Below are 26,917 nucleotides of genomic sequence, written 5' to 3' on the forward strand. Positions count from 1 at the left end.
CACATCGCCGTTGGGCTTTCTTTGTTTTCGAGGATAACTCCGTGCGTTCATTGTTCTGGCGCGTCCTGGCCAGCTTCTGGTTGGCCATCGCTCTGGTGGCGGGACTTTCGATTCTCTTGGGCCATATGTTGAACCAGGACGCCTGGATCCTCAGCCGCCATCCGGGCCTCAACACCCTGGCCGAAGAGTGGACGCAGACTTACGAAAGCCAGGGCGAAGATGCCGCCCAGGACATCCTCAAACAACGCAAGCGCGAGTATCACGTCGATGTCCAGGTGCTCAACGAAAGCGGCGACCCGGTGGTGCGCGGCACGTTCCCACATCGGGCCGCTGCCTTCGAGGCGCGACAGAACAACGACGAACGCCGCCTGCCCTGGCGGCGCCTGACCGACGAATTCACCAGCGCCAAGACCGGCGACACCTATCTGTTCATCTATCGCATTCCCCACCCCGAATTGGACGCCTGGCATCGCGACAGCCTGCTCTGGCCCCTCAGCGCCTTGGCGATTGCGCTGGTGGTGCTGACCCTGTTCAGCCTGCTGGTGACGCTTTCCATCACCCGGCCGTTGAGCCGGCTGCGCGGCGCGGTACACGATCTGGGACAAGCGACCTACCAGCAGAACAGCCTCGCCAAGCTGGCCAACCGACGGGACGAATTCGGCGTGTTGGCCACCGATTTCAACCGCATGGGTGCGCGCCTGCAGAGCCTGATCGCCAGCCAGCGCCAATTGCTGCGCGACGTGTCCCATGAACTGCGCTCGCCCTTGGCCCGACTGCGCATCGCCCTGGCGCTGGCGGAGCGGGCCAGTCCCGAAGAGCGCGAAAAACTCTGGCCGCGCCTGACCCGCGAATGTGATCGCCTGGAAGCGCTGATCAGTGAAATCCTGGTTCTGGCGCGGGTCGATGCCGACAACGCCAGCGCCGAAGAAGTTGATCTCAACAGTCTGCTGATCAACCTGCAAAAAGACGCCCAGATGGCTTCACCGGAGCAGATCGTGCAGCTGGAAACGGAACCGGGCCTGACCCTCAAGGGCTGGCCGACCATGATCGAGCGGGCCGTGGACAACCTGTTGCGCAATGCACAGCGCTTCAGTCCCAACGGGCAACCCGTTGAAATGCGCGCGGTGCGCCAGGGGGAACGAATTCTTATCAGCGTGCGCGATCACGGGCCTGGCGTGGAGGCGGAGCATCTGGGCCAGTTGGGCGAACCGTTCTACCGCGCCCCCGGCCAGACCGCCGCCGGCCACGGCCTGGGCCTGGCGATCGCTCGCCGCGCCGCCGAACGCCATGGCGGCACGTTGGGACTGGCCAACCATCCCGAGGGCGGATTCATTGCGACGCTGGAATTGCCGTTGGTGCCAGGGGCGGTGGTCTCCCCTACAGAACAACAGTGAACCCGTGGCGAGGGAGCTTGCTCCCGCTCGGCTGCGCAGCAGTCGCAAACCGGTTGGCTGGATTTACCTGTTGCACCGCGGCGCCTGGTTTTGGGGCTGCTTCGCACCCCAGCGGGAGCAAGCTCCCTCGCCACAGGAAATCAAGTGCCCCCCGATCAAACCAAACGATAATTCCTCTTATTCAAACTGCCCCGCCCTGTTAGACTTTGCGCCCGCGTTTCACTCGTCCCGCAGGATTTCCGATGTTGTCGTTGCCTCTTCGCTTATGCGCTCTGTTCCTGGCCCTGGGCCTGAGTGCCTGCGATGACGCCCCGCGTTTCACCCAGGCCGAACCCGGCGAAGCCAAGTCCGGCGGCGGCGCGACGGTGCGCAAGGCTGATCAGAACGCGTTCTCCCTGCCTTCGGCCAACCTGCCCCCCTCGCGACGCGTGGATTTCAGCGTCGGTAACAGTTTCTTCCGCAGCCCGTGGGTGATTGCGCCCTCGACCACGACCGCCCGCGACGGCCTCGGACCGCTATTCAATACCAACGCCTGCCAGAATTGCCATATCAAGGATGGACGCGGCCATCCACCGGCACCCGATGCGAGCAGCGCGGTATCGATGCTGGTGCGCCTGTCGATTCCTGACGCGCCCCCCTACGCCAAGGTCATCGAGCAGCTCGGCGTCGTGCCGGAGCCGGTCTATGGCGCGCAATTGCAAGACATGTCGGTTCCTGGCGTCGCGCCGGAGGGCAAGGTACGAGTCGACTACACCCCGGTGCCGGTGCGTTTTGCCGACGGCACCGTCGTGGAGCTGCGCAAGCCGGCCTTGCAGATCACTCGATTGGGTTATGGCCCGATGCACCCCGACACGCGTTTTTCGGCCCGCGTCGCCCCGCCCATGATCGGCCTGGGTTTGCTCGAGGCCATCCCTGAAGACGCCATCCTGGCGAATGCCCAGGCTCAGGCGCGGGCGAAAAACGGTATCGCCGGCCGTCCGAACATGGTCTGGGACGATGTCCAGCAAAAGGCCGTGCCGGGGAGGTTCGGCTGGAAGGCCGGCCAGCCGAACCTCAATCAACAGAACGTTCATGCGTTTTCCGGGGACATGGGCCTGACAACCAGTCTGCGGCCGTTCGACGATTGCACCGAGGCCCAGGCCGATTGCAAACGCGCGCCCAACGGCAACGGCCCACAGGGCGAGCCGGAAGTCAGCGATAACATCCTGCGCCTGGTGTTGTTCTACAGTCGCAACCTCGCGGTGCCGGCCCGCCGCGATGTGGATTCGCCCCAGGTGCTGGCGGGCAAGAATCTGTTTTTCCAGGCGGGCTGCCAATCCTGCCACACCCCCAAATACACTACGTCCGCCAATGCTGCCGAACCGGAGCTGGCGAACCAGGTCATCCGCCCCTACACCGACCTGCTGCTGCACGACATGGGCGAAGGCCTGGCTGACAACCGCAGCGAGTTCAAGGCCAGCGGTCGTGACTGGCGGACCCCGCCGCTCTGGGGCATCGGCCTGACCGAGACCGTCAACGGCCATACCCAATTCCTGCATGATGGTCGCGCCCGCAACCTGCTCGAAGCCGTGCTGTGGCATGGCGGCGAAGCCCAGGCGGCGCAGCGACAGGTTCTAGCATTCAATGCCGAGCAGCGCGCTGCGTTGTTGGCTTTCCTGAATTCTCTTTAAACTTGATTTCCGAAACGGGAGCCCGACATGTTCCGTCCCAAGCTGTTATTCACCAGTCTCGCCGCCATCGCCCTCGGCGCTTGCTCGCCCCAGGACCCGCAGGCGGTCACGTCGGCCGCCATTGCCAAGCAGGTGATCCTGCCGACCTACAGCCGCTGGGTCGAAGCTGACCGGCAGTTGGCGACCAGCGCCCTGGCGTTCTGCCAAGGCAAGGAAAACCTGGAAACCGCGCGCGCCGATTTCCTCAAGGCGCAAAAAGCCTGGGCAGAGCTGCAACCGCTGCTGATCGGTCCGCTGGCCGAGGGCAACCGCGCCTGGCAGGTGCAATTCTGGCCCGACAAGAAGAACCTGGTCGGTCGCCAGGTCGAGCAATTGGTCAACAGCCAGCCGCAGATCGACGCCGCCGGCCTGGCCGAGTCCAGCGTGGTCGTGCAAGGGCTTTCGGCCTATGAATACCTGTTGTTCGACGCGAAAATCGACATGGCCGACAGCGCTCAGAAAGCCAAGTACTGCCCGCTGCTTACCGCCATCGGCGAACGTCAGAAGCAACTGGCCGAAGAAATCCTGTCGGGCTGGAACAGCAACGACGGCATGCTCGCCCAGATGAGCAAGTTTCCCAACCAACGCTACGCCGATTCCCACGAAGCGATCGCCGATTTGCTACGGGTCCAGGTCACTGCGCTGGACACCCTGAAGAAAAAACTCGGTACGCCGATGGGCCGCCAGAGCAAGGGCGTGCCGCAACCATTCCAGGCCGACGCCTGGCGCAGCCAGTCTTCGCTGCAAGGGCTGGAAGCCAGCCTGAAAGCCGCCAGGACCGTGTGGGCCGGCGTCGACAACAAAGGCCTGCGCGGCCTGCTGCCAAGCGACCAGAAACCGCTGGCCGACAAAATCGACGCTGCCTACGACGCGTCGCTGAAGCTTTTTGCCAGCAGCCAACGCTCGCTTACCGAAATGCTCGGCGACGACGCCGGGCGCCAGCAACTCAACGAGTTGTACGACAGCCTCAACGTCGTCCACCGCCTGCATGAAGGCGAATTGGCCAAGGCGCTGGGCATTCAACTGGGCTTCAACGCCAACGACGGTGACTGATCATGTTTCGACGTCAGGCTCTGGCGCTCGGCAGCTTGCTGCTGGGCGCGGTTACCCTGGGCGGCTGGACGCTGTTCAAGCAAAAGGACAAGAGTCCGCTGCTGCTTTCGGCACGGGACGATGGTGAAGGCAATCACTTCGCCGTCGGCTATCGATTGGACGGCACCCGGGTGTTCGCCACCCAGGTCGGCCAGCGCTGCCATGACATCATCAATCACCCGACGCTGCCGATCGCGTTTTTCGTTGCCCGCCGTCCAGGCACCGAAAGCTATCTGATCGACCTGCGCGACGGCAGGCTGCTACAAACCATCGCCTCGCGGCCGAACCGGCATTTCTACGGCCATGCGGTGATCCACAAGGGTGGCGAATGGTTGTACACCACGGAGAACGACACTCGCGATCCGGGCCGCGGCCTGCTGGGCATGTACCGCTTCGAAGGCGAGCGGCTGGTGCACAGCGGCGAAATTCCAACCCATGGCATCGGTCCTCATCAGGTGTCGTGGATGCCCGACGGCGAGACGCTGGTGGTGGCCAACGGCGGCATCCGCACCGAGGCCGAGAGCCGGGTCGAGATGAATCTCGATGCCATGGAACCCAGCCTGGTGCTGATGCAGCGCGACGGCACGTTGTTGAGCAAGGAAACCCTCCCTCAGCAAATGAACAGCGTGCGCCATTTGGGCATTGCCAGCGACGGGACCATCGTCTCCGGCCAGCAATTCATGGGGGCGGCCCACGAGCCGTCGGAACTGCTGGCGATCAAGCGCCCGGGCCAACCCTTCAAGGCGTTCCCGGTGCCCGAATACCAATTGCAAGCCATGGGGCACTACACCGCCAGCGTCGCCGTGCACAGCGAACTGCGCCTGGTGGCCCTGACGGCTCCACGGGGCAACCGCTTTTTCATTTGGGACCTGGATAGCGGCGAGGTTCGCCTGGACGCGCCTTTGCCGGATTGCGCCGGAGTCGGCGCGGTGGCCGACGGCTTCGTCGTGACGTCGGGCCAAGGGCGCTGCCGCTACTACGATTGCCGTCAATCACAATTGGTTGCAAAACCGCTGGACCTGCCGGCAGGGCTCTGGGACAACCATTTGCACCTGGCCTGAGCGAGGGAGCGAAGGGCGTCGGTGCAAGGCGCCTTGATTTTTCGGAACAATCCTACACCCCACCGACCCTAGAGCATCTGGAATACCCCGCGCACTCAGGGTAATGTGCCCGCCTATCTGTATTTTCTCTCAGCTCTTTTCCAAGGAAGTGGAACATGCTGCGACGCCGCATGCTGATCATGTTGGGTGTTGTCCTGCTGGTGGTGCTGTTGCTGGCAGGCTACAAGGCCTTCTCCATCTACCAGCAGATCCAGATGTTTTCTGCCCCGAAACCACCAGTCAGCGTTGCCGTGGCCAAGGCCACCGAGCAGCCCTGGCAGTCTCGCCTGCCCACCGTCGGCAGCCTCAAGGCCTCGCAAGGCGTTGACCTGAGCCTGGAAATTGCCGGGACGGTACAAAAGCTTCAGTTCGAATCGGGGCAGAAGGTCAAGGCCGGCCAACCGCTCCTGCAACTGGACACCGAAGTCGAAAGCGCCCTGCTGGAAACCGCCCAGGCGGACCTTGGCCTGTCGCAGCTGGATTTCGGCCGGGGCCGGCAACTGGTAGGCAGCCAGGCGATTTCCAAGGGTGAGTTCGACCGGCTCTCAGCCCAGTTGAAGAAAAACCAGGCCACGGTCAACCAGCTCAAGGCCTCGCTGGCAAAGAAACACATCGTCGCGCCGTTCAGCGGCACCATCGGCATTCGCCAGGTGGACATCGGCGATTACCTGGCCAGCGGCACGGTGATCGCCACCCTGCAGGACCTCAGCAGCCTGTATGTGGATTTCTATGTCCCGGAACAGTCGGTGCCTCGACTCGCCGTGGCCCAACCCGTCAATGTCAATGTCTCGGCCTACCCAGGCCAGACGTTCGTCGGCACCATCAGCGCCATCAATCCCAAGGTCGAGGACAGCACCCGCAACGTGCTGGTGCGCGCGACCCTCGCCAACCCCGACGGCAAGCTGCTGCCCGGCATGTTCGCCGACCTGCAGGTGATCCTGCCGGACGTGGCTGCCGGGATCGTCGTACCGGAAAGCGCCGTGACCTACACCCTCTACGGCAACTCCATGTACGTAGTGACCCAGAAGAAAGCCGCCGACGGCAATGTCGAGAAAGATGACAAGGGCCAGCCGGTCCTGATTGCCGAGCGCCGCTTCGTCGAAACGGGAGAGCGCCGGGACGGGCAAGTCCTGGTGACCAAGGGCCTGCAAAGTGGCGAGGAAGTGGTCATCGGCGGCCAGATCAAGCTGGACAACGGTACGCCCGTCGCCATCAGTGACGACAAGACCCTGACCGAACAGAACAGCTCGCCGCGCGCGGACTGATCAAGGAACCCCCATGGCTTTTACCGATCCGTTCATCCGCCGCCCGGTGCTCGCCACCGTGGTCAGCCTGTTGATCGTGCTGCTGGGCTTCCAGGCCTGGAGCAAACTGCCCCTGCGTCAGTATCCACAAATGGAAAACGCGCTGATCACGGTGACCACCGCCTATCCCGGCGCCAACGCCGAGACCATCCAGGGCTACATCACCCAGCCGATGCAACAGAGCCTGGCCAGTGCCGAGGGCATCGACTACATGACCTCGGTCAGTCGGCAGAATTTCTCGGTGATCTCGGTCTATGCCCGCATTGGCTCCAACAGCGACCGGCTCTTCACCGAACTGCTGGCCAAGGCCAACGAAGTCAAGAACCAGTTGCCCCAGGATGCCGAGGACCCGGTGCTCAGCCGTGAGGCTGCCGATGCCTCGGCGCTGATGTACATCAGTTTCTTCAGCAAGGAACTGAACAACCCGCAGATTACCGACTACCTGTCGCGGGTGATCCAGCCGAAGCTGGCGACACTGCCCGGCATGGCCGAAGCGGAGATCCTCGGCGACCAGGTCTTTGCCATGCGCTTGTGGCTGGACCCGGTCAAGCTCGCGGGCTTTGGCCTGACCGCCGCCGACGTGACCAACGCCGTGCGCCAGCACAACTTCGTCTCCGCCGCCGGCGAGGTGAAAGGCGAATACGTCGTCACCAGCATCAACGCCAACACCGAACTCAAGTCCGCCGAAGCCTTCGCAGGCATACCCCTCAAGACCGACGGCGACAGCCGCGTCTTGCTACAGGACGTGGCGCGGGTGGAGATGGGCGCCGAAAACTACGACACCATCAGTTCCTTTGGCGGCACGCCCTCGGTGTACATCGGCATCAAGGCCACGCCCGGCGCCAACCCGCTGGATGTGATCAAGGAAGTTCGCAAGATCATGCCGGAGATGGAAGCCCAGCTTCCGACCAACCTCAAGGCCGAGATCGCCTACGACGCCACGCTCTTCATCCAGGCCTCCATCGACGAGGTGGTAAAAACCCTGTTTGAGGCGGTCCTGATCGTCATTGTCGTGGTGTTCCTGTTCCTCGGCGCCTTGCGTTCGGTGCTCATCCCGGTGGTGACCATTCCCCTGTCGATGATCGGGGTCATGTTCTTCATGCAGTTGATGGGCTATTCCATGAACCTGCTGACACTGCTGGCCATGGTGTTGGCGATCGGCCTGGTGGTGGATGATGCCATCGTGGTGGTGGAGAACATCCATCGACATATGGAGGAAGGCAAGACCCCGTTCGACGCTGCCATAGAAGGCGCCCGGGAAATCGCCATGCCGGTGGTTTCGATGACCATCACGCTGGCGGCGGTTTACGCGCCTATCGGCCTGCTCGAAGGCCTGACGGGCGCGCTGTTCAAGGAGTTCGCCCTGACCTTGGCCGGGGCGGTGGTGATATCCGGCATCGTCGCCCTGACCCTGTCGCCGATGATGTGCGCGATGCTGCTGCGCCATGACCAGAATTCCTCGGGGCTGGCCCATCGGCTGGACGTAATCTTCGAACGCCTGAAGAACCGTTACCAGCGCATGCTTCATGCCACGCTCGAAACCAGGCCCGTGGTGCTGGTGTTTGCGGTGATCGTGCTGCTGTTGATACCGGTATTGATCATGTTCACCAAGTCCGAGCTGGCGCCAGACGAAGACCAGGGCATCATATTCATGATGGCCAATGCACCAAAGACGACCAACCTCGATTACCTGAACGCCTATACCGATCACTTCATCACGATCTTCAAGGAATTCCCTGAGTACTATTCTTCCTTTCAGATCAACGGCTATAACGGCGTGCAGTCGGGCATCGGCGGGTTCCTGCTCAAGCCCTGGAACGAACGCAACCGCACCCAGATGGAGATCCTGCCGGAGGTCCAGGCCAAGCTGGAAAGCATCCCGGGCCTGCAGATCTTTGGCTTCAACCTGCCCTCGCTGCCGGGCACGGGCGAAGGGTTGCCCTTCGAGTTCGTCATCAATTCGCCGAAGGACTACACGACGCTTCTGCAAATTGCCGAGCGAGTCAAGAAACGGGCGCTGGAGTCCGGCAAGTTCGCCTTCATGGACATTGACCTGGCTTTCGACAAGCCCGAGGTCGTGGTGGATATCGATCGGGCCAAGGCTGCCCAGATGGGTGTGTCCATGCAGGACCTGGGCGGAACCCTGGCGACGTTGCTGGGCGAGTCGGAGATCAACCGCTTTACCCTGGAAGGACGCAGCTACAAGGTAATAGCCCAGGTCGAACGACCGTTCCGGGACAATCCGGACTGGCTGAACAACTACTACGTCAAGAATGCCCAGGGTGAATCGCTCCCGCTCTCGACGCTGATCAAGGTCAGCGACCAGGCACGACCGCGGCAACTGAACCAGTTCCAGCAGCTCAACGCCGTGACGATCTCGGGTTTCCCCACGGTGAGCATGGGCGAGGCCATCGAGACGGTCCGCCAGATCGCTCGCGAGGAAGCACCGGTGGGGTTCGCCTTCGACTACGCAGGGGCTTCACGCCAATTCGTACAAGAAGGCAGCGCGTTGTGGGGAACCTTCGCCCTGGCCCTGGCGATCATTTTCCTGGTGCTGGCGGCGCAGTTCGAGAGCTTCCGGGATCCGCTGGTAATCCTGGTGACGGTGCCCTTGTCAATCTGCGGCGCATTGATCCCGCTGTTCCTCGGCTGGTCGAGCATGAACATCTATACCCAGGTAGGCCTGGTTACGTTGATCGGGCTTATCAGCAAGCACGGCATCCTGATCGTCGAGTTCGCTAACCAGCTACGCAAGGAACAAGGGCTGAGCCCGCGCGAGGCCGTGGAACAAGCCGCATCGATTCGTCTGCGGCCAGTGTTGATGACCACTGCGGCGATGGTATTCGGCATGGTGCCGTTGATCCTGGCCACCGGTGCCGGGGCGGTGAGCCGCTTCGACATCGGCACAGTGATCGCCACGGGAATGTCGGTGGGTACCTTGTTCACACTGTTCGTATTGCCTTGCGTCTACACCTTGCTGGCAAAACCGCAGAAGCGGTAACACAGGCTGCCGGAACAATGCTGACCTAAAAAAACAAAGGCCTCGCAAATGCGAGGCCTTTGTTTTAAGTCATGAAACTCAACTTTGCGGCTTCATGCCTTGAGACAGGCCAAACATGAACAACAGCAGATCGTTGTCCGGTTGGATCGCCTCGCTGGCCTTGGCAATCCGAGGCACAGGGCAATGGGCGCCCACCGTGGAGGCACTGAGAATCTGCGAGCGCGGCTGTTCCCATACCGCCACCGCCATTGACGTAACTGCCAGGGCTCCGATCAAGAACAAACCTCTAGCAATTTCTACTTTCATCGCTATAAACCTTTGATAGCGCTGCCAAACGCCGTTGTATAAAAGTAGACGAGTTTTTTCCAGTCGCCATCGTGGAACGACGAATGGCGCCGCAGCTGCCTCATGTCGTGGGCGGCCGCGCTGCGGGCAGTCAGGCGTTGACGGCATTTTTCCAGGTCCAACAGTGCGATTTCAGCCTTGGCCGACTCGCCCTCCCCTGTTACACGCACGAATACGTGCTTGATATAAAGACAGCCATGCTGCCAGCGCCCTTTGTGCATGCGAGCCAGGTTTTCGGCCAACGCCTGGAGGATACGGTCATGCACCGCCTCGCCATGACGTTCGCGCCCACCCGCGGCGTACCATTGTTCGATTTCCTCGAAACCGTCCAACGCTTGGGTAACCAACAGCGCGCGCCATTTATGTACCGGGTCCCTCTGCGCACCGCAGAAAACCACCTGAGGCACCGTGACATTGAGTTCTGTCAGGGCCACCAAGGCTCGCTCTTCGCGCAAGACAGTCGGACGGCCGAAGGGGTGCAACAAGCTGCGGTAGATATGGCCGGTCTGGCGCTTGGAATAGAGCAATCCGTCGCCGTCGTTGATCCGTTGCACACCGCTTTCACCGCCCCGCCGCGTGTTGGGTTCCTCTACCCAGTCACCCCTTTGATTCCAAAAATGATCAAAGCAACTGCGAGAAGCCGCCGGGGCTTCTACTGCTTGTACAACCATGCCCATTACCCCTTGCGTAATACATAAACTCGCCACATGGCATAGAGCGGTAGGAAATCCAGTTGTTCCTGGATGCGGAAGCCAGCTTGTCGAAATTCGGCCTCCACTGTAGCAACCGGTAACACAAATCGGTTCTGGTAGTCTTTCTGCCCACGGGTTCGCTCAAGACGCTTGCGTTTCCAAGCCTTGAAATTGCCATCGACCCACAATGAAACGATGACGCTGTCGCGGCTGACACGCCCGAATTCACGCAGGATTGCCAGGCGATGCGCGGGTTCACCGATGTGGTGCAACAAACGCATGCAGAAAATGCTGTCAACGGCGTTATCAGGCAAGGCGATGTCGAACGCAGAAGTGTGCAAAGGTTGTACCCGTTTTACGACATCGGCGGGTTGGACGCTCATTGCGGTTTGCAGCATGGCTGCGGAATTGTCCGCGCCGATGATGACCCGGTTCGATTTCTCGGCCAACAAGGGCCAGAAACGTCCGGCGCCACAGGGAAGGTCCAGTACCAGGCCAGGGTCACCGGCCAGGGCCAAGGCGCGGCGCGCCAGTTGCTGGTCGCGCCGATTGGAGAGGCGGCGGCTGAACCCGCTGCGGTGTTTATGGAAATATTGCCTGGCGTGTTGCTCGTCGTACTTTTCGGAAAAATCCAGCTTGATGGCTTTGGACATGGGGGGCCCTCCGTTATTGATGGGCCCAGCCTATGAACAGATGTGTCATCGCCTCGTGAAAAAACCGTCATGGATCTGAACCAATCATTTCAAGGCTTTTCCGGGACGCACTTCAACCCTTTGGATTCAGCTCCACCTCGAAACGGCAACCGTTGGGCTCCATCGTACTGAGGCTCACTGTCCAGCCCTGGTCCTCGCAGATTCGCTGTACCAGCGAAAGGCCCAGCCCCAAGCCCTCGCCACGCTTTTCATTACCTCGCACGAATGGCTCGAACATCGCCTCGCGCTTCTCTTCGGGGATGCCCACGCCGCTGTCCTCGACCATGAACCCAGTGACCGTCAGGGAGACGCGGATAAACCCCTGGTCGGTGTAATGCAAGGCATTACGCAGCAAGTTGCCCATGACGGCGGTCAGGAATGTGGCGTTGTACAGCGTATCGGCCGTTTGCCCGGGCTCGAAGATCAACGTCAAACCTTTGGACTCGATCGGCGCGCGCCAGACACCGAGCAGGTTGTCCGCTACCTGTCCAAGGGTCGAGCGAGGGGAGATTCCATTGTCTTCGCGCTGGGCCCGGGCAAGCATGAGGAAGGTCTGCACCAACTCACGCATCTCCTCACTGGCCCGGTTGATGCGTTCAACCTGGCTACGCCCCCGCTGGTCAAGCGCCGGGTTTTCCAACAGCAATTCGCAAGACGTGGCCAGGACCATCAACGGCGTGCGCAATTCATGGCTGACGTCGCTGGTGAACAAACGTTCACGGGTCAAGGCTTGGCGCAATCGGCCCAACGTAGCGTCGAACGCCACGGCCAGCTCGCCCACTTCGTCGGCGGCATAGTCCGGCGCGAGCGGCGGGGCAAGTCCAAGGAGCTGGTCGCGATGCCGCACTTGGCGAGCCAGACGCACCACAGGTGCCATCACTCGACGTGCCAGCACCCATCCGAGGAATACCGCCAGCGCCAGGCTGAGCACGAAGCCCACCAACACCACGGCGAACAGTACCCGTTCGCGTTCCTCGAAATCGCTCTGGTCTTGCAACAATACGTAATGGCGACCGTCAACGATTTCCACCATCGCGTGGTAGGACAGTTGCTCACGAAACACTTCATGAAAACCCCGATCCAGGTGACGCAGGTCCTTGGGCAACTCGAAGTCACCCGGACCGCCGCTGAAATAGAACAACTGATCGGGTTCAGGCCGATGACTCCAGTCGGAGACGCTGTCCATCAGCAGTAGACGTTGCAGGTCACCGCCAAGGCCGGCGGAAATCAGTTTTTCCTCCACCAGGTGAACGGTTGCCACGATGCCCAGGGCAAATGCGCCCGCCACCAACGCGCTCATCAAGGCGAACGCGATGATGATCCGTTGGGCAAGGCTCTGCTTAAACTCCATCCCGGCCCTCGGCCAAGCGGTAACCGACGCCATGCACCGTGTGCAGCAGTGGTTTCTCGAACGGTTTGTCGATCACCTGGCGCAGTTGGTGGACGTGGCTGCGCAGGCTGTCGCTGTCCGGGCAATCATCGCCCCACAGGGCTTCTTCGAGGATTTCGCGGCGCAGCACGTGGGGGCTTTTCTGCATCAGTACCGCGAGCAACTTGAGGCCAACGGGGTTGAGCTTGAGCAACCGGCCCTCACGGGTCACTTCCAACGTGTCGAGGTCGTAGCTCAGGTCGCCGACCTGCAACGCGCGACGCCCGCCACCCTGGGCCCGACGCATCACCGCTTCGATCCGCGCGGCCAGCTCCGACAACGCAAAAGGCTTGACCAGGTAATCGTCAGCCCCGGACTTGAATCCCTGCAGGCGGTCGTCCAACTGGTCCCGCGCGGTGAGCATGATCACCGGCGTATCACGCCGGGCGTCTTCACGCAGGCGCTTGCACAAGGTGTAGCCATCGATGCCTGGCAGCATGATGTCGAGCACGATCAGGTCGTAGTGCTCGGTCGCGGCCAGGTGCAAACCCGACAAACCATCCTGGGCACAATCGACGGTATAACCCTTGAGTCCCAGGTAATCGGCCAGGTTGGCCAGGATGTCGCGGTTGTCTTCGACCAATAGAATTCGCATGGGCATCTCTCCTGCACACGTAGGCAATCGTCGTGGCCCGCGCAGCTTAAGGCCAAGCGTGTTCCGCGGCTAGGGTTGTCTCGGCTGGGGTTGGGGCATTGACGAGTTTTTCACCCCGCATTCACGCCTGCCCAACGCGACGCGGACGAGACTGGGCGCAACCTGCTGCTCAAGAACATCCACAAAAGGTACTGTCCATGGTTTGCGCTAGCCTTCGCCCTGTTTCAAGGCCATTGAATTTCGGAATCGCGCTGGGGGTGCCTGTAGTTGTTGCGCTGATCCTGGTGGTGCTGGAACTGACTACGCTTGACATGGACCTTGCCAGGCTTTTCTACAGTGCGGCCGAGGGCGGATTCATCGGACGGCATAGTTTTTTTCTCGAAGACATCCTGCACGACCGGGCCAAGCAGATGGTCATCGTCTTCTGCATCCTGGCGGTCGCGGGGTTCATCGCTTCGTTTTTTGTCGATCGCCTCAAACCGTTCAAGCGTGAACTCGGTTGCCTGGTCTTATCGCTAGCGCTGGCAACGGCGTTTGTCACGCCGCTGAAGGCCGTGACGGCGGTGCAATGCCCTTGGAGCCTGAAGGAGTTTGGCGGCAAGGAAACCTACAGTGAATTGCTGAGCCCGCGCCCGGCCACTGACAAGCCCGGCCGTTGCTGGCCCGGCGGACATGCCGCAACGGGGTTCACGCTGTTTGCGCTGTTCTTCGTATTACGCGACCGCCGACCCCGCCTGGCCCGTCAATCACTGGTGTTTGCCTTCGCACTGGGCACCGTTTTCTCCGTGGGTCGGATGATGCAAGGGGCGCATTTTTTCTCCCATAACGTGTGGACAGCGGTGTTCTGCTGGCTGATCTGCCTGGGGTGTTACTACTTCGTGCTGTATCGACCGGCTGCCATGGCTGATCGCGCAGCGCTGAACCAACCCGCTAATGCCTGAGCATGGAATAACCCTGTGGGAGCGAGCTTGCTCGCGATTGCGGTGTGTCAGTTTCCATATCTGGCACTGATGTACCGTCATCGCGAGCAAGCTCGCTCCCACAGGTCCCCCCAGGAAAAATGCGCCCCCGCGTCAAAATCCAAGGCAATAAAAAACCCCGCTTGCTTTCGCAGGCGGGGTTTTTCGCTACAGGGGTAAGGCTGGCTTACATCATGCCGCCCATGCCACCCATGCCGCCCATGTCTGGCATGCCGCCGCCAGCTGGAGCGTCTTCCTTGATTTCAGCGATCATCGCCTCGGTGGTGATCATCAGGCTGGCAATCGACGAAGCCGCTTGCAGAGCCGAACGAGTCACTTTGGCTGGGTCCAGGATACCCATTTCGATCATGTCGCCGTATTCGCCGGTAGCAGCGTTGTAACCGTAGTTACCCGAACCCTGCTTGACCTTGTCGACCACTACGCTTGGCTCGTCGCCGGAGTTGGCAACAATCTGACGCAGAGGTGCTTCGACAGCGCGACGCAGCAGTTGGATACCGACGTTCTGGTCGTCGTTGTCGCCTTTCAGCTCGCTGATGGCTTGCAGAGCACGAACCAGTGCCACGCCGCCGCCAGGTACCACGCCTTCTTCAACGGCTGCGCGGGTTGCGTGCAGGGCGTCTTCAACGCGGGCTTTCTTCTCTTTCATTTCAACTTCGGAACCGGCGCCAACCTTGATCACCGCAACGCCGCCGGACAGTTTGGCCAGACGCTCTTGCAGTTTTTCACGGTCGTAGTCGGACGAGGTCTCGGCCACTTGTGCACGGATCTGGGTCACACGAGCCTGGATATCGGCATCGTTGCCAGCACCGTCGATCACGGTGGTGTTTTCCTTGGACAGGATCACGCGCTTGGCGTTACCCAGATGCTCCAGGGTGGTGCTTTCCAGGCTCAGGCCGATCTCTTCGGAGATAACGGTACCGCCGGTCAGAACGGCGATGTCCTGCAGCATGGCCTTGCGACGGTCGCCGAAGCCTGGAGCCTTGACGGCTGCAACCTTAACGATGCCACGCATGTTGTTCACAACCAGAGTCGCCAGGGCTTCGCCTTCGACGTCTTCAGCCACGATCAGCAGTGGGCGGCCGGCTTTGGCAACGGCTTCCAGCACTGGCAGCATTTCGCGGATGTTGGAGATCTTCTTGTCGACCAGCAGGATCAGCGGGCTGTCCAGCTCGGCAACCATGGTATCTGGCTTGTTGACGAAATACGGGGACAGGTAGCCACGGTCGAACTGCATGCCTTCTACAACCGACAGTTCGTTTTCCAGGCCCGAGCCTTCTTCAACGGTGATCACGCCTTCCTTGCCGACTTTTTCCATGGCTTCGGCAATGATGTCGCCGATGGAGTTGTCGGAGTTGGCGGAAATGGTACCAACCTGGGCGATCGCCTTGGAGTCAGCGCAAGGCTTGGCCAGCCCTTTCAGTTCCTTGACGATGGCGATGGTCGCCTTGTCGATGCCGCGCTTGAGGTCCATCGGGTTCATGCCGGCAGCGACGGCTTTCAGGCCTTCGTTGACGATCGACTGGGCCAGTACGGTCGCGGTGGTGGTACCGTCACCAGCGTCATCGTTGGCACGGGAGGCAACGTCTTTGACCAGTTGCGCGCCCATGTTTTCGAAGCGGTCCTTGAGCTCGATTTCCTTGGCTACGGAAACGCCGTCCTTGGTGATGGTCGGAGCGCCGAAGCTCTTCTCGATGATCACGTTACGGCCTTTCGGGCCCAGGGTCGCTTTTACTGCGTCAGCCAGGACGTTGACACCGGCGAGCATTTTCTTGCGGGCGGAATCGCCGAATTTAACTTCTTTAGCAGCCATGATCGATATTCCTTAAATACTTTGTAGTAGCGGGAAAATGAGCGGGGAAATCAGCCTTCGAGAACAGCGAGGATTTCGTTCTCGCTCATGACCAACAGGTCTTCGCCGTCGACTTTCACAGTGTTGCTGCCGGAGTAAGGGCCAAACACAACCTTGTCACCCACTTTCACGGCCGGCGCACGTACTTCACCGTTTTCCAGTGCCTTGCCTGGACCTACAGCGAGAACTTCACCGTGGTTGGCTTTTTCAGCAGCCGAACCTGGCAGGACGATACCGCCAGCGGTTTTCTTCTCTTCTTCGCTGCGACGGATGACGACGCGGTCATGCAGAGGACGAAGCTTCATTGTCGATCTCTCCTAATTTTGGTTTTCATCGGCCGGTGTAGTCCCGGCGGGTTTAACAAAAGCCGGCGGAGCCGGGGTGCGGTTCGTCAAGCGAACCGCGGAAGTCTGTCCAGTGTCGCCACCGGAAACCTTGCGGTGACCCATACATAAGGGCGTGCAAGTCGATTACAAGGGGCGGCGATGAAAATTTTTGCTTTACGAAGGCTCAAACGGACACGGCACCCGAAGGTGCCGTGCTGCTCGATAGTTGCTTGGGAAAGTTGATTGAAGGGTCACTTGGGATCGCGATGTTCGAATTCGCCTTCGATCACGTTCGGCTCGCGACCTACGGGCTCCCTGGGGGCCGGGCCGCCCCGGGACTGAAGATCATCGGCGAACGCTCGCTGGCGCATCGCCTGCTCTTCGGCACGCTGGCGCATCTTGTTGGCGAGCAAGCGGCGGGTGAACGGCAACAACATGACCAGGCCCAGCACGTCGCTGATAAAACCAGGCAGGATCAACAGGCCGCCACCCAAGGCCAGCATCAGGCCTTCGAGCATGGTCTGCGCAGGCAGCTCGCCACGGTTCAGGCTTTCACGGGCACGCAACGCCGTGGCGAGGCCGGCGATGCGCAACACGAAGACGCCGAGCATCGAGCCGAGAATGACCAGCAACAGCGCCGGGAAGAACCCGATCGCACCGCTGACCTTGACGAATACGAACAGCTCCAACACCGGGAACAGCAGAAAGAGCAATAAAAATGGGCGCATCAAAGGGTTCCTCAACGCAAGAAGACCTTGCTATGAAAACCTAAATGACGTCGCCCTTTCGTGAATTCAAGCATCGACCTCGGCATTTTTTGGCCATTGCTCGGCGTGAGCCAGATAAACCAAGGCTTCGCGCACTTGTGTCGGCGTGTTGCAAGGGTTCGGAAACGCCAGCCAATACAGCCCTTGTCCGATGCGCAAGTGCATACCTTCGCTGTCGATGCCGACCAAACGCGCCGGTTCGTTTTTCGGCAGGCCGCTCAACTCCACGTAATGGGCGATGGCCTTGGCGTGATCAGCGTTCATATGGTCGATCATGCTGGTTTCAGCCTTGCCGGCGAACGGGTTGGAGAGGATTACCTGATCGATCCAGTGAATGGCGCCGAAACCCCCGATGTAGCGATGGCGCACCGGGTCGAGCACCCAGAAGTCGAAGTCGTGGGCCTTGTGATAGTTCTGCGACTCGGGAAAGTAGCGGTAATAACGCTCGGCGGCGGCATCGATGGCAACGCTATCTTCGAGTTTACGGGCCTCGGCCAGGTAGGTCAGGCGCCCCACGGCCTGTACATCCTCAGCGCCCCGCTCGCCCACCAGCATGGAACACTTGGGGTCTTTTTGCAGGTTGTGAGTGTGCTGGGCGATACGGCTGATCAAGACCAGCGGCCGGCCCTGATCGTCCAGGCAATAGGGGACCACGGAGCCGAACGGAAAGCCGGGCATGGATTTGGAATGGGTGGAGAGCACTCCACGGTACTCCTTGAGCAACAGTTCCCGGGCATGCTTGGCTGCTTCGACGCTCAATTTATGACTCCTTTAATGAAATCCGTCTAGAAAACGATCAGGCGAGTGGAGTAATGTTCCAGACACCTCTGGACTGTCTCGCTTGCAGCCGGGCCAAACCCGCAAATCGAGCGCTACCTAAACAGTCCCTCCACCGCTGCGCCATCTGGACATGAGAATGCAACTCACTGACAAAATAATCATTATCACTGGCGGTTGCCAGGGCCTGGGGCGTTCCATGGCCGAGTATTTCGCCGGCAAGGGCGCGAAGCTGGCGCTGGTCGACCTCAATCAGGAGAAACTCGACCAAGCGGTCGCCGCCTGCGCCTCCAAGGGCGTCGAGGCTCGCGCCTACTTGTGCAACGTCGCCAATGAAGACTAGGTGATCGACATGGTGGCCCGCGTTGCGCAGGACTTCGGCGCGATCCATGGGCTGATCAATAACGCTGGCATCCTGCGCGATGGCCTGTTGCTCAAGGTCAAGGACGGCGAAATGACCAAGATGAGCCTGGCCCAGTGGCAGGCCGTGATCGACGTGAACCTTACAGGTGTGTTCCTGTGCACCCGTGAAGTGGCGGCCAAGATGGTCGAGCTGAAGAACAGCGGCGCGATCATCAATATCTCGTCGATCTCCCGCGCCGGCAACATCGGCCAGACCAACTACTCGGCCGCCAAGGCCGGCGTGGCCGCTGCCACCGTGACCTGGGCCAAGGAACTGGCGCGCTACGGCATCCGTGTGGCGGGCATCGCGCCGGGGTTCATCGAAACCGAAATGACCCTGGGCATGAAACCAGAGGCCTTGGAACGAATGACTTCGGTGATCCCGCTCAAGCGCATGGGCAAGCCTGAGGAGATCGCGCATTCGGCGGCCTACATCTTCGAAAACGACTACTACACCGGTCGGATCCTGGAGATGGATGGTGGAATGCGGATCTAAACCCACCGCCTAGCAAAATGTGGGAGCGAGCTTGCTCGCGATGGCGCCGGGTCAGCTTGCATCAATGTTGAAATGTCAGACCGCTATCGCGAGCAGGCTCGCTCCCACAGTGGATAGGGTTTCACTCTATCAATCGTCGCTGACGGTGATGTTCGGCATCACAGGCGACGCGGCTTCCTGCAATACGATCCGCGCGCCGACGTGGCGAGCCAGCTCCTGGTAGACCATGGCGATCTGGCTGTCCGGTTCGGCGATGACGGTTGGCTTGCCACCGTCTGCCTGTTCGCGGATCACCATCGACAACGGCAGCGAGGCCAGCAGTTCGACGCCGTACTGGGTTGCCAGTTTTTCCCCACCGCCTTCACCGAACAGATGCTCGGCGTGCCCGCAGTTCGAGCAAATGTGCACGGCCATGTTCTCCACCACGCCCAGCACCGGGATGTTCACCTTGCGGAACATCTCCACGCCTTTGCGCGCATCCAGCAAGGCCAGGTCCTGGGGCGTGGTGACGATCACCGCGCCGGCCACCGGGACTTTCTGTGCCAGGGTCAGCTGAATATCGCCGGTGCCTGGCGGCATGTCGATGACCAGGTAATCCAGGTCGCCCCAGGCGGTTTGCGTGACCAACTGCAACAAGGCGCCGGACACCATCGGCCCGCGCCAGACCATGGGGGTGTTGTCATCGGTCAGGAACGCCATGGACATGACTTCCACGCCGTGTGACTGGATCGGCACGAACCATTTCTGATCCTTTATCTGTGGGCGAGTACCCTCGGCGATGCCAAACATGATGCCCTGGCTCGGACCATAGATATCCGCATCGAGAATCCCGACCTTCGCACCTTCACGGGCAAGCGCCAGCGCCAGGTTGGCGGCAGTGGTGGACTTGCCCACGCCGCCCTTGCCCGAGGCGACCGCGATGACATTCTTGACGTTCGCAAGTCCAGGCACTTGGGCCTGGGCCTTGTGAGCGGCAATGACGCTGGTCACTTCGACCTTGGCCGCCGTGACACCGTCCAGCCCCTCGATGGCCATTTGCAGCATTTGCGCCCAACCCTTCTTGAACAGATCGGCGGCGTAGCCGATTTCCAGATGGACAGTGACGCGATCGCCCTGGATATCGAGGGCCCGCACGCATCCGGCGCTGACCGGGTCCTGGTTCAGGTAAGGGTCGGTGTACTGGCGAAGGACGGCTTCCACCGCTGCGCGATTGACGGCGCTCATGGGCAACTCCGATAGCAAGACTTGAAAACAGGCCGCTATCCTACGCCGCACATGCTTTTGTGGCGACCCGATTACCATTCGAACGCTGACCTTCTTTGGCGAGGGGATTTATCCCCTCGCCAAAGGTTGGGCCTGTGCTCTCCAGCAATGCATCTGGAAACAGGCCCGTGGGGTGAAATATATTTCCCGGCGCTTTATAGTGGCCGACCTCCGTTTCATCAAGTAGCCGAGCCCCATGTCCGAGCCACGCAAGATCCTCGTCACCAGCGCCCTGCCCTACGCCAATGGTTCGATCCACCTTGGCCACATGCTGGAATACATCCAGACCGATATGTGGACGCGCTTCCAGAAACATCGCGGCAACCAATGCATTTATGTCTGCGCCGACGACGCCCACGGCTCGGCCATCATGTTGCGCGCGGAAAAAGAAGGCATCACCCCGGAACAACTGATCGCCAACGTCCAGGCTGAACACAGCGCCGACTTTGCCGAGTTCCTGGTGGACTTCGACAACTTCCACTCCACCCACGCCGAAGAAAACCGTGAGCTGTCGAGCCAGATCTACCTGAAGCTGCGTGACGCCGGGCATATTTCCACCCGGTCGGTGACCCAATATTTCGACCCGGAAAAGAAAATGTTCCTGGCCGACCGCTTCATCAAGGGCACCTGCCCGAAATGCGGCACCGAGGACCAGTACGGCGACAACTGCGAAAAATGCGGCGCCACCTACGCCCCGACCGACCTGAAAGACCCGAAATCGGCGATTTCCGGTGCAACCCCGGTGCTCAGGGACTCCCAGCATTTCTTCTTCAAGCTGCCGGATTTCCAGCAGATGCTGCAGACCTGGACCCGCAGCGGCACGCTGCAGGACGCGGTTGCCAACAAGCTCGCCGAGTGGCTCGACTCGGGCCTGCAGGAGTGGGACATTTCCCGCGATGCGCCGTACTTCGGCTTCGAGATCCCTGGCGAGCCAGGCAAGTATTTCTATGTGTGGCTGGACGCGCCCATTGGCTACATGGCCAGTTTCAAGAACCTCTGCGACCGCACCCCGGGGCTGGACTTCGACGCCTTCTGGGCCAAGGATTCCACCGCCGAGGTGTATCACTTCATCGGCAAGGACATCGTCAACTTCCACGCGCTGTTCTGGCCCGCCATGCTCGAAGGCGCCGGTTTCCGCAAACCGACCGGCATCAACGTCCACGGCTACCTGACCGTCAACGGCCAGAAGATGTCCAAGTCCCGCGGCACGTTCATCAAGGCGCGGACCTACCTGGACCACCTGTCGCCGGAATACCTGCGTTACTACTACGCCGCCAAGCTCGGCCGTGGCGTCGACGACCTGGACCTGAATCTCGAAGACTTCGTGCAGAAGGTCAACTCCGACCTGGTGGGCAAGGTCGTCAACATTGCCAGCCGTTGCGCCGGTTTCATCCACAAAGGCAACGCTGGCGTGCTGGTTGCCGGTAACGCCGCGCCGGAACTGACCGACGCCTTCCTCGCCGCCGCGCCAAGCATCGCCGATGCCTATGAGAGCCGCGACTTTGCACGCGCCATGCGCGAGATCATGGCCCTGGCCGACCGCGCCAACGCGTGGATCGCCGACAAGGCACCCTGGTCGTTGGCCAAGCAGGACGGCAAGCAGGATGAAGTCCAGGCGATCTGCGCCCTGGGCATTAACCTGTTCCGCCAACTGGTGATTTTCCTCAAGCCGGTGCTGCCGCTGCTGGCCGCCGATGCCGAAGCGTTCCTCAACGTCGCGCCCCTGTCCTGGAACGATCACCAGACCCTGCTGAGCGATCATCAGTTGAACGAGTTCAAGCCGCTGATGACCCGCATCGACGCGACCAAGGTGCAAGCGATGATCGACGCCTCCAAGGAAGACCTGGCCGCCAGCCAGACCGACACCGGCGGCCCGAGCGGCAACGGCGAACTGGCCAAGGACCCGCTGTCGCCTGAAATCGACTTCGACGCCTTCGCGGCGATCGACCTGCGCGTGGCGCTGATCGTCAAGGCTGAAGCGGTCGAAGGGGCCGACAAGCTGTTGCGCCTGACCTTGGACATCGGTGACGAGCAGCGCAACGTGTTCTCCGGCATCAAGAGCGCCTACCCTGACCCAGCCAAGCTTGAAGGCCGGCTGACGATGATGATCGCCAACCTCAAGCCACGCAAAATGCGTTTCGGTATTTCCGAGGGCATGGTGATGGCGGCGGGCCCCGGCGGCGAAGAGATCTACCTGCTAAGCCCCGATAGCGGCGCCAAGCCGGGCCAGCGGATCAAGTAACGCAACTGCACGCGGCACCGATCCCACAGTCGCTAACGAGTGACTGTGGGATTTTCATATCTGGCTCGCCGTCACGGTGTGCCGGATAATGCCCATCCTGTCACAGGCCCTATCGCCCCATAGCCATGACCGAAATCCTCTTATCCCTGTTGAGCGCGGCCCTGATCAACAACCTGGTGTTGCATTGGCCGCTGGGCGTCGATCCGTTGCTGGCAGCCAAGGGTCGAAGCCAGGTGCATGCCCTGGGCCTGGCGACGGCGTGCCTGATGCTCTGTGTCGGGAGCGTGGGCTATCTGATCGACCAATGGTTGCTGGTCCCGGCCGGCCTGGCGTCAATGCGGCTCTTGCTATGGCTGCCCCTGAGTGTCTTGCTGATCAGGCCGGTGCTGGGGCTGCTGAAGCACTGGCTGCCCATGCTGCCGCTTGCTGGCTTGTGGCCGCTGCTACTCGGCAATGTCGGCATATTGGGCGTCACGCTGCTCAATAGCCGGGAGGCCACCGGCCTGGGCCACGCCATGTCCTTGAGCCTGGGGGGTGGACTGGGTTTCTGGCTGGTGTTAAGCCTGTTCGAAGACTTGCGACAGCGAATCCACGACAACGATATTCCCATGCCCTTGCGGGGGCTGCCGATCCAACTGATCAGCGCCGGCCTGATGGCAGTGGCGTTTCTCGGATTGCGCGGGCTGGTCAAGACATGAACCTGATTCAACACATCGATGCCCTGCTTCCGCAAACTCAATGCGGCAAGTGCGGTCACCCCGGGTGTAAGCCCTATGCCGAAGGGATCGCCCAGGGTGAGCCGATCAACAAATGTCCGCCTGGCGGACGGGAAACCATCGCAGCCTTGGCCGAACTGATGCGGGTGCCGGCCTTGGAGCTGGACGCCAGTCGCGGCGCGGCACCGGCGCAAATCGCGTTTATCCGGGAAGCCGAATGCATCGGCTGCACCAAGTGCATCCAGGCCTGCCCGGTGGATGCGATTGTCGGCGCGGCAAAGCTGATGCACACCGTTCTCATCGACGAATGCACCGGCTGTGATCTTTGCGTGGCGCCTTGCCCGGTGGATTGCATCGAGATGCGGCCATTGCCGGTGGCGACGGTAACGCCGATCGTGGGAGGACTCGCCTCCAGCGACGAGGAGCGGCAAGCGCGAGCCGCCAAGCGCAATCACGCTCGTCAGCGTTTCGAGCAACGCAACGCGCGCTTGCGTCGTGAAGACGAGGCGCGCCAAGCCGAGCGCCTGGCCAGAATCCAGCGGAACGCCCAACCGGCCCGGGCGCAGCCACTCGATCCCGTGCAGGCAGCATTGGAGCGAGTGCGCGCGCAGAAAGCCGCCACTGCGGATGCCGCCCTGAAGAAAGCCAAGGTCGATTTGGCCATGAGTCGGGCACAGTTGCACAAGTCCTTGAGAGCGTTCGGCCATCCGCCGACCTACGAGCAACAGTCACGGCTGATCGTGCTGCAACGCCAGTTCGAAGCGGCAGAACAGGCATTGGCCCAACTGGAAAGCGCTGCGTCGCCCGCCACGCCGGCACCGGCACCGGCACCGGTGCCGGCAAATGACGCCGAACTGAAGCGGGCCAAGATTCAGCTGGCGATGCGTCGCGCCGAACTCAGCAAGGCCCGGGCGGCCGCTGCCTCTGCGGAGCAGCTTCAAGCATTGGAGCAAGCCGTCAAGGACGCCGAGCGGCAGGTGGATGTCCATGCCGCTCGCTGATCCGCTGGACGAACGGCTGCGCCAGGCGATGCGGCGTGTACTGCTGGCGACGTTGCCCGGCGTACTGGCCTCGATGTGGTTCTTTGGTTGGGGTGTGTTGCTGAACCTGTTGTTGTCCGGGCTGACCGCGCTGGCGATCGAGGCGCTGATATTGCGTTTGCGGCGACGACCCATCAAGCCAGACCTGGGCGACGGCAGCGCATTGGTCAGTGCCACCTTGCTGGCCCTGGCCTTGCCAGCGTATTGCCCTTGGTGGCTGACCGTCACGGCGGTCGCCTGCGCCTTGTTGTTTGGCAAGCACCTTTGGGGTGGGGTCGGCAGCAATCCGTTCAATCCAGCGATGCTCGGGTATGCCCTGGTATTGATGGCGTTCCCCCAATACATGAGCCAATGGCCAACGACCCATGGCCTGGGCCTGATGGACGGTTTGCGCCTGGTCGCCGACATGGGCCAGCCCCCCGATGGCTGGGCCGGCGCCACCGCGTTGGACAGCCTGCGGGTAAACACCAGCCTGACCATCGACGAGCTGTTTGCCAGCGACCCGGCGTTCGGCCGCTGGGGCGGACACGGTGTGGAGTGGATCAACCTGGGGTTCCTTGCCGGCGGCCTGTTCCTGTTGCAACAACGGATTTTCACGTGGCACGCCCCCGTGGGCATGCTGGCCAGCCTGTTCACCGTCAGCCTGTTGTTCTGGAACGGTTCGGGCTCGGATTCCCACGGTTCGCCACTGTTTCATCTGCTGACCGGCGCAACCATGCTCGGCGCGTTTTTCATCGTGACCGAACCCGTGTCGGGCGCCAAAGCCCCGTTTGCCCGACTGTTGTTCGGCGTAGGCGCGGGGCTGCTGGTCTACGTGATCCGCGCCTGGGGTGGGTTGCCGGACGGCATAGCGTTTGCGGTGTTGTTGATGAATCTCGGCGTGCCGGCCCTGGAGCGCTTCGTCGAGGCACGACAAAGGCGCCCGCTGACATGAAAAAAATCGCCGGCGTTGCGATCCTGGTGTTGCTTGGCGGCCTTGCCATCGGCGCCACGTACCTGGTGCAAACCGGCACCGCCGGGCGCATCGAGGCGCAGCGCCAAGCCATCGCCAACCGGACCTTGCTCGACATACTGCCGCCCGACCGTTACGACAATCAGCCGATGGCGCAACCGCTCATCGCGGCTCCGGTGACGCTGCCCCGCAGCACATTGCTGGGCGCTTACCTGGCAACTCGCGACGCAGTGCCCAGCGCCGTGTTGCTAAGCAGCCAGGTACAGGGCTACGAGGGCAGCATCGAGCTACTGATCGCCGTGGATCCGACAGGACGCGTGTTGGGCGTAAAAACCCTGCGCCAGTCGGAAACTCCCGGCCTCGGCGCGGCGATAGCCGGCTGGCCGAATGCCTGGCTGCAAACCTTCGAGGGCAAGTCGAGCCAGGTGCCCGCCGATGAGAGTTGGGCGTTGAAAAAGGATCACGGCCAGTTCGACCAGTTGGCTGGCGCGACGGTCACATCCAGGGCGGTGCTCCAGGCTGTCCACGATGCGTTGCGTTACTTCGACGGGCATAAGACGCAGCTGACGGGAGCGATCAGTCATGAATAACTCCATACCCTGGTCCCGCGGCCTCGTGCTCGTTCCTCTGGTGGGAGCCAGCGACTCGCTGGTGAATGCGCTGGTCCTGTGGCTCGCCTGGGTCTTGATCAGCCTCGCCCACGCCTCGACACAGGCATTGCTGGGGCCGCGCCTTACGGACCGCCAGCGACTCATCGCATCCTGCGTCGTGGCCGCCGCCATGACCGCCTGCGCCGACCTCCTCGTCCAGGCCTGGATGTTAGAGCGCCATGGCGCGCTGAGCATGTACACCGCATGGATCGCACTGAGCTGCGTGACCCTGGAACAAACCGCTGTCGTCGAGCGCCGCTGGCTTGCTCACCTCAGGTTGGCGGCGCAGTTCGGCCTCTTGATCGTCAGCCTGGGCGCTTTGCGCGAGCTGATCGGCAGAGGCGTGCCAATGGCCCTGCTCGCCCCCGGCGGATTCATTCTGCTCGGCCTGCTGCTCGCCGCCTATCAAGCCTGGACAGGCATCAAACCCCGTTCGACCCAAGAGGAAACGCCGCGCCCATGAACGCCGCAAAACGTCTGGAAATCTTTCGTCGTTTTCATGAAGACAACCCCGAGCCAAAGACCGAACTGGCCTACTCTTCCCCTTTCGAGTTGCTGATCGCGGTGATTCTATCGGCCCAATCCACCGACGTCGGTGTCAACAAAGCCACGGCCAAGCTTTTTCCCGTAGCCAATACACCGCAGGCGATCCTTGCCTTGGGCGTCGAAGGGCTGTCCGAGTACATCAAGACCATCGGGCTTTTCAACAGCAAGGCGAAAAACGTGATCGAGACCTGTCGCCTGCTGATCGAGCGTCACGGCGGTGAGATTCCCCAGTCCCGCGAAGCGCTGGAAGCTCTTCCAGGTGTCGGTCGCAAGACCGCCAATGTGGTTCTCAATACCGCATTCCGTCAATTGACGATGGCCGTCGACACCCACATTTTCCGCGTCAGTAACCGGACTGGGCTGGCGCCGGGCAAGAACGTGGTGGAAGTGGAAAAGAAGCTCATGAAATTCGTCCCCAAGGATTACCTTCTGGATTCACACCACTGGCTGATCCTGCATGGGCGTTACGTCTGCCTGGCCCGCAAGCCCCGTTGCGGGAGCTGCCGGATCGAAGACCTATGTGAATATAAGCACAAGACATCGGACGATTGATGCGCT

The 26,917-nt window shown here is 61.3% G+C and carries 24 protein-coding genes and 1 pseudogene; 15 read left to right on the forward strand and 10 right to left on the reverse strand.

Annotated features, from left to right (window positions below):
• The first annotated feature begins 41 nt into the window (after window positions 1–41).
• The 6 genes from DOCECA_RS16175 to DOCECA_RS16200 all read left to right on the forward strand — a co-directional run bounded on the left by DOCECA_RS16175 (window position 42) and on the right by DOCECA_RS16200 (window position 9,600).
• Window positions 42–1,394, forward strand: a complete 1,353-nt coding sequence (locus tag DOCECA_RS16175) for a sensor histidine kinase (RefSeq protein ID WP_445570798.1) — start codon at window positions 42–44, stop codon at window positions 1,392–1,394.
• A gap of 242 nt (window positions 1,395–1,636) precedes the next feature.
• Window positions 1,637–3,064 (forward strand): di-heme oxidoredictase family protein, encoded by a 1,428-nt coding sequence (locus tag DOCECA_RS16180; protein WP_434560273.1) that lies wholly within the window; start codon window positions 1,637–1,639, stop codon window positions 3,062–3,064.
• Window positions 3,065–3,091: 27 nt separating this feature from the next.
• The gene (locus DOCECA_RS16185) at window positions 3,092–4,156 is read left to right on the forward strand and encodes an imelysin family protein (protein WP_434675976.1); all 1,065 of its coding nucleotides are present in this window, start codon (window positions 3,092–3,094) and stop codon (window positions 4,154–4,156) included.
• A gap of 2 nt (window positions 4,157–4,158) precedes the next feature.
• Window positions 4,159–5,256 (forward strand): DUF1513 domain-containing protein, encoded by a 1,098-nt coding sequence (locus DOCECA_RS16190; protein WP_420765199.1) that lies wholly within the window; start codon window positions 4,159–4,161, stop codon window positions 5,254–5,256.
• A gap of 155 nt (window positions 5,257–5,411) precedes the next feature.
• On the forward strand, window positions 5,412–6,560 hold the full coding sequence (locus tag DOCECA_RS16195) for an efflux RND transporter periplasmic adaptor subunit (RefSeq protein ID WP_420765200.1): 1,149 nt from the start codon (window positions 5,412–5,414) through the stop codon (window positions 6,558–6,560).
• Between the two features lie 13 nt (window positions 6,561–6,573).
• Window positions 6,574–9,600, forward strand: a complete 3,027-nt coding sequence (locus DOCECA_RS16200) for a multidrug efflux RND transporter permease subunit (RefSeq protein WP_445570799.1) — start codon at window positions 6,574–6,576, stop codon at window positions 9,598–9,600.
• Between the two features lie 78 nt (window positions 9,601–9,678).
• On the opposite strand, the gene DOCECA_RS16205 is transcribed toward DOCECA_RS16200, so the two are convergent.
• The 5 genes from DOCECA_RS16205 to colR form a co-directional block, all read right to left on the reverse strand.
• Complete coding sequence (locus DOCECA_RS16205; protein ID WP_420765202.1) at window positions 9,679–9,906, reverse strand: hypothetical protein; 228 nt, start codon at window positions 9,904–9,906, stop codon at window positions 9,679–9,681.
• A gap of 2 nt (window positions 9,907–9,908) precedes the next feature.
• Complete coding sequence (locus DOCECA_RS16210) at window positions 9,909–10,616, reverse strand: lipopolysaccharide kinase InaA family protein (RefSeq protein WP_420765203.1); 708 nt, start codon at window positions 10,614–10,616, stop codon at window positions 9,909–9,911.
• A gap of 5 nt (window positions 10,617–10,621) precedes the next feature.
• On the reverse strand, window positions 10,622–11,290 hold the full coding sequence (locus tag DOCECA_RS16215; RefSeq protein ID WP_420765204.1) for a class I SAM-dependent methyltransferase: 669 nt from the start codon (window positions 11,288–11,290) through the stop codon (window positions 10,622–10,624).
• 112 nt (window positions 11,291–11,402) lie between these two features.
• On the reverse strand, window positions 11,403–12,680 hold the full coding sequence (locus DOCECA_RS16220) for a sensor histidine kinase (protein ID WP_445570800.1): 1,278 nt from the start codon (window positions 12,678–12,680) through the stop codon (window positions 11,403–11,405).
• Window positions 12,670–13,353 carry a two-component system response regulator ColR gene (colR, locus tag DOCECA_RS16225; protein ID WP_039591775.1) on the reverse strand — a complete coding sequence of 228 codons (684 nt, stop codon included), beginning with the start codon at window positions 13,351–13,353 and terminating at the stop codon, window positions 12,670–12,672. The genes DOCECA_RS16220 and colR overlap by 11 nt, the downstream gene beginning before the upstream one ends.
• Before the next feature lie 197 nt (window positions 13,354–13,550).
• Between colR and DOCECA_RS16230 the strand changes: the two genes are divergently transcribed.
• A complete protein-coding gene (locus DOCECA_RS16230) occupies window positions 13,551–14,294 on the forward strand; it encodes a phosphatase PAP2 family protein (RefSeq protein ID WP_420765206.1) in 744 nt (247 codons plus the stop codon).
• 205 nt (window positions 14,295–14,499) lie between these two features.
• Here the strand turns inward: DOCECA_RS16230 and groL are convergent, their stop codons facing one another.
• The 4 genes from groL to DOCECA_RS16250 all read right to left on the reverse strand — a co-directional run bounded on the left by groL (window position 14,500) and on the right by DOCECA_RS16250 (window position 18,034).
• Window positions 14,500–16,143: a chaperonin GroEL gene (gene groL / locus DOCECA_RS16235; RefSeq protein WP_030142514.1), complete on the reverse strand. Its 1,644-nt coding sequence runs from the start codon at window positions 16,141–16,143 to the stop codon at window positions 14,500–14,502.
• Between the two features lie 50 nt (window positions 16,144–16,193).
• Complete coding sequence (locus DOCECA_RS16240; RefSeq protein WP_039591772.1) at window positions 16,194–16,487, reverse strand: co-chaperone GroES; 294 nt, start codon at window positions 16,485–16,487, stop codon at window positions 16,194–16,196.
• A gap of 272 nt (window positions 16,488–16,759) precedes the next feature.
• On the reverse strand, window positions 16,760–17,236 hold the full coding sequence (locus tag DOCECA_RS16245; protein WP_420765208.1) for an FxsA family protein: 477 nt from the start codon (window positions 17,234–17,236) through the stop codon (window positions 16,760–16,762).
• Window positions 17,237–17,302: 66 nt separating this feature from the next.
• The gene (locus DOCECA_RS16250; protein ID WP_434607396.1) at window positions 17,303–18,034 is read right to left on the reverse strand and encodes a HugZ family protein; all 732 of its coding nucleotides are present in this window, start codon (window positions 18,032–18,034) and stop codon (window positions 17,303–17,305) included.
• A gap of 157 nt (window positions 18,035–18,191) precedes the next feature.
• On the opposite strand from DOCECA_RS16250, the pseudogene DOCECA_RS16255 reads away from it, so the two are divergent.
• Window positions 18,192–18,950, forward strand: a pseudogene (locus DOCECA_RS16255) (SDR family oxidoreductase).
• A gap of 129 nt (window positions 18,951–19,079) precedes the next feature.
• Here the strand turns inward: DOCECA_RS16255 and apbC are convergent.
• Window positions 19,080–20,174, reverse strand: a complete 1,095-nt coding sequence (gene apbC / locus DOCECA_RS16260) for an iron-sulfur cluster carrier protein ApbC (RefSeq protein WP_420765211.1) — start codon at window positions 20,172–20,174, stop codon at window positions 19,080–19,082.
• 235 nt (window positions 20,175–20,409) lie between these two features.
• Here apbC and metG point away from each other — a divergent pair, with 235 nt between their 5' ends.
• The 7 genes from metG to nth all read left to right on the forward strand — a co-directional run bounded on the left by metG (window position 20,410) and on the right by nth (window position 26,911).
• Window positions 20,410–22,455 carry a methionine--tRNA ligase gene (gene metG / locus DOCECA_RS16265; protein WP_420765212.1) on the forward strand — a complete coding sequence of 682 codons (2,046 nt, stop codon included), beginning with the start codon at window positions 20,410–20,412 and terminating at the stop codon, window positions 22,453–22,455.
• A gap of 125 nt (window positions 22,456–22,580) precedes the next feature.
• Window positions 22,581–23,153, forward strand: a complete 573-nt coding sequence (locus tag DOCECA_RS16270) for an Rnf-Nqr domain containing protein (protein ID WP_420765213.1) — start codon at window positions 22,581–22,583, stop codon at window positions 23,151–23,153.
• Window positions 23,150–24,172 carry an electron transport complex subunit RsxB gene (gene rsxB / locus DOCECA_RS16275; RefSeq protein ID WP_434607401.1) on the forward strand — a complete coding sequence of 341 codons (1,023 nt, stop codon included), beginning with the start codon at window positions 23,150–23,152 and terminating at the stop codon, window positions 24,170–24,172. Before DOCECA_RS16270 ends, rsxB begins: the two co-directional genes overlap by 4 nt.
• The gene (locus DOCECA_RS16280; RefSeq protein ID WP_434607403.1) at window positions 24,159–25,145 is read left to right on the forward strand and encodes an RnfABCDGE type electron transport complex subunit D; all 987 of its coding nucleotides are present in this window, start codon (window positions 24,159–24,161) and stop codon (window positions 25,143–25,145) included. Before rsxB ends, DOCECA_RS16280 begins: the two co-directional genes overlap by 14 nt.
• Window positions 25,142–25,753: an RnfABCDGE type electron transport complex subunit G gene (locus DOCECA_RS16285; RefSeq protein ID WP_434607405.1), complete on the forward strand. Its 612-nt coding sequence runs from the start codon at window positions 25,142–25,144 to the stop codon at window positions 25,751–25,753. Before DOCECA_RS16280 ends, DOCECA_RS16285 begins: the two co-directional genes overlap by 4 nt.
• Entirely contained in the window at window positions 25,746–26,276 is a 531-nt protein-coding gene (locus DOCECA_RS16290; RefSeq protein WP_445570801.1) for an Rnf-Nqr domain containing protein, read from the forward strand. Before DOCECA_RS16285 ends, DOCECA_RS16290 begins: the two co-directional genes overlap by 8 nt.
• Window positions 26,273–26,911 (forward strand): endonuclease III, encoded by a 639-nt coding sequence (nth, locus tag DOCECA_RS16295; protein WP_420765218.1) that lies wholly within the window; start codon window positions 26,273–26,275, stop codon window positions 26,909–26,911. The genes DOCECA_RS16290 and nth overlap by 4 nt, the downstream gene beginning before the upstream one ends.
• Window positions 26,912–26,917: the final 6 nt, after the last annotated feature.

This window comes from Pseudomonas sp. E102, from assembly GCF_052660185.1.

What these genes read in the sequence shown, in the direction of transcription:
- DOCECA_RS16195 (WP_420765200.1), top strand. Translation starts at nt 5,412, where the DNA reads ATGCTGCGACGCCGCATGCTGATCATGTTGGGTGTTGTCCTGCTGGTG.
- DOCECA_RS16180 (WP_434560273.1), top strand. Translation starts at nt 1,637, where the DNA reads ATGTTGTCGTTGCCTCTTCGCTTATGCGCTCTGTTCCTGGCCCTGGGC.
- DOCECA_RS16220 (WP_445570800.1), bottom strand. Translation starts at nt 12,680, where the DNA reads ATGGAGTTTAAGCAGAGCCTTGCCCAACGGATCATCATCGCGTTCGCC.
- DOCECA_RS16285 (WP_434607405.1), top strand. Translation starts at nt 25,142, where the DNA reads ATGAAAAAAATCGCCGGCGTTGCGATCCTGGTGTTGCTTGGCGGCCTT.
- nth (WP_420765218.1), top strand. Translation starts at nt 26,273, where the DNA reads ATGAACGCCGCAAAACGTCTGGAAATCTTTCGTCGTTTTCATGAAGAC.
- DOCECA_RS16280 (WP_434607403.1), top strand. Translation starts at nt 24,159, where the DNA reads ATGCCGCTCGCTGATCCGCTGGACGAACGGCTGCGCCAGGCGATGCGG.
- groL (WP_030142514.1), bottom strand. Translation starts at nt 16,143, where the DNA reads ATGGCTGCTAAAGAAGTTAAATTCGGCGATTCCGCCCGCAAGAAAATG.
- DOCECA_RS16290 (WP_445570801.1), top strand. Translation starts at nt 25,746, where the DNA reads ATGAATAACTCCATACCCTGGTCCCGCGGCCTCGTGCTCGTTCCTCTG.
- DOCECA_RS16215 (WP_420765204.1), bottom strand. Translation starts at nt 11,290, where the DNA reads ATGTCCAAAGCCATCAAGCTGGATTTTTCCGAAAAGTACGACGAGCAA.
- DOCECA_RS16240 (WP_039591772.1), bottom strand. Translation starts at nt 16,487, where the DNA reads ATGAAGCTTCGTCCTCTGCATGACCGCGTCGTCATCCGTCGCAGCGAA.
- DOCECA_RS16190 (WP_420765199.1), top strand. Translation starts at nt 4,159, where the DNA reads ATGTTTCGACGTCAGGCTCTGGCGCTCGGCAGCTTGCTGCTGGGCGCG.
- DOCECA_RS16205 (WP_420765202.1), bottom strand. Translation starts at nt 9,906, where the DNA reads ATGAAAGTAGAAATTGCTAGAGGTTTGTTCTTGATCGGAGCCCTGGCA.
- apbC (WP_420765211.1), bottom strand. Translation starts at nt 20,174, where the DNA reads ATGAGCGCCGTCAATCGCGCAGCGGTGGAAGCCGTCCTTCGCCAGTAC.
- DOCECA_RS16230 (WP_420765206.1), top strand. Translation starts at nt 13,551, where the DNA reads ATGGTTTGCGCTAGCCTTCGCCCTGTTTCAAGGCCATTGAATTTCGGA.
- DOCECA_RS16210 (WP_420765203.1), bottom strand. Translation starts at nt 10,616, where the DNA reads ATGGTTGTACAAGCAGTAGAAGCCCCGGCGGCTTCTCGCAGTTGCTTT.
- colR (WP_039591775.1), bottom strand. Translation starts at nt 13,353, where the DNA reads ATGCGAATTCTATTGGTCGAAGACAACCGCGACATCCTGGCCAACCTG.
- DOCECA_RS16185 (WP_434675976.1), top strand. Translation starts at nt 3,092, where the DNA reads ATGTTCCGTCCCAAGCTGTTATTCACCAGTCTCGCCGCCATCGCCCTC.
- DOCECA_RS16245 (WP_420765208.1), bottom strand. Translation starts at nt 17,236, where the DNA reads ATGCGCCCATTTTTATTGCTCTTTCTGCTGTTCCCGGTGTTGGAGCTG.
- rsxB (WP_434607401.1), top strand. Translation starts at nt 23,150, where the DNA reads ATGAACCTGATTCAACACATCGATGCCCTGCTTCCGCAAACTCAATGC.
- DOCECA_RS16270 (WP_420765213.1), top strand. Translation starts at nt 22,581, where the DNA reads ATGACCGAAATCCTCTTATCCCTGTTGAGCGCGGCCCTGATCAACAAC.
- metG (WP_420765212.1), top strand. Translation starts at nt 20,410, where the DNA reads ATGTCCGAGCCACGCAAGATCCTCGTCACCAGCGCCCTGCCCTACGCC.
- DOCECA_RS16200 (WP_445570799.1), top strand. Translation starts at nt 6,574, where the DNA reads ATGGCTTTTACCGATCCGTTCATCCGCCGCCCGGTGCTCGCCACCGTG.